The organism is Vibrio sp. YT-15 (assembly GCF_033337445.1).
GTDB classification, from domain to species: domain Bacteria; phylum Pseudomonadota; class Gammaproteobacteria; order Enterobacterales; family Vibrionaceae; genus Vibrio; species Vibrio alginolyticus.
This window is the reverse complement of record NZ_JAWOQR010000093.1, coordinates 1-1,283: the sequence shown is the minus strand read 5'-3', so window position 1 is coordinate 1,283 and position 1,283 is coordinate 1. Positions and strand designations below refer to the sequence as shown.

The following is a 1,283-nucleotide window of genomic DNA, read 5'->3' as shown; positions in this document are numbered from 1 at the left end:
CCAAAACTAAGAAAGAAGCGACACAGCGTTTGCTGATTTCTGACTTGAACTTATCTGCAGTGAAGCGCGCACTAAGCTCAATGCGCAGCAATCGTGATTTTATTCCTCTGTCTGTTTCTGCTCTTGCGCGCTCGCGAGCGGATTGGTTGTACGGAATGAATATGTCTCGCGCTTATACCTTGCTGGGACAAAAGGCTGGCTACCAAGGTGTGCTCTCGGTTGGGCGTGTGCAAACTCCGGTTCTAGGGCTTGTCGTCCGTCGAGATGAAGAAATTGAAAACTTTGTTCCGAAAGATTACTTCACGCTGCACGCATTGATCCCGTATCAAGACCAAAATGGGGCGTTTGATATTCGCGCACGCTGGAAACCCAGTGAGGCTTGCAAACCATGGCAGGATGAAGAAGGGCGAGTATTAAATCGCAAGTTAGTCGAAAACGTCGCTAATCGGATCGCGAACCAGCCAGCGATAGTGAAGGAATCAGAGCAGAAGCAAACCAAGCAATCTGCATCATTGCCATATTCATTATCTGCTTTGCAGATTGATGCAGCAAAGCGTTATGGCATGAGTGCGCAGCAGGTGCTAGATACTTGTCAGGCACTATACGAAAAGCACAAACTGATCACTTATCCGCGTTCTGATTGTCGCTACTTGCCGTTGGAGCATTATTCTCAAGCTGGAACGGTTACATCCGCTATTGCAAACAACGCCAAAGAACTGCAAAGCGCAGTGAATGGTGCCGACTTATCGATTAAGTCGAAAGCGTGGAATGACAAAAAAGTCGATGCTCACCACGCCATCATTCCAACGCCTAAGCAAGCCAACGTTAATGCACTGTCTGGCAACGAAATGAAAGTGTATCAGCTCATTGCGCGCCAATATTTAATGCAGTTTTATCCTGCGGCTGTCTATGCCGAAGCGAAATTGGTATTCGACATCGCTGGTGGCATTTTCATTGCCAAAGGTCGTCAACTTGTTTCGCCAGGTTGGAAAGCGCTGATGGGAAAAACGGATAAAGAAGACGAAGGTATTGATGCGGTGCCACCGTTAAGTGAAGGCACGGTGTTAACATGTCGTGAAGGTGAAATTAAAGACCGAAAAACTGAGCCACCAAAACACTTTACTGAAGCTACTCTGCTGCAAGCGATGACGGGAATTGCTCGTTATGTTGCCGATAAAGAGTTGAAAAAAATTCTGCGCGACACAGATGGATTAGGTACGGAAGCGACTCGTGCGGGTATTTTGGATACGCTCTTTAAGCGTCAGTTATTGACAAGGCAAGGT

Annotated in this window: 1 protein-coding gene; it reads left to right on the top strand. The window is 47.2% G+C overall.

The window, feature by feature from the left end; all coding sequences use genetic code 11:
- The coding region (locus R7D93_RS25495) for a DNA topoisomerase 3 (RefSeq protein WP_318129581.1) at positions 1-1,283 on the top strand (1,283 nt) is incomplete at both ends.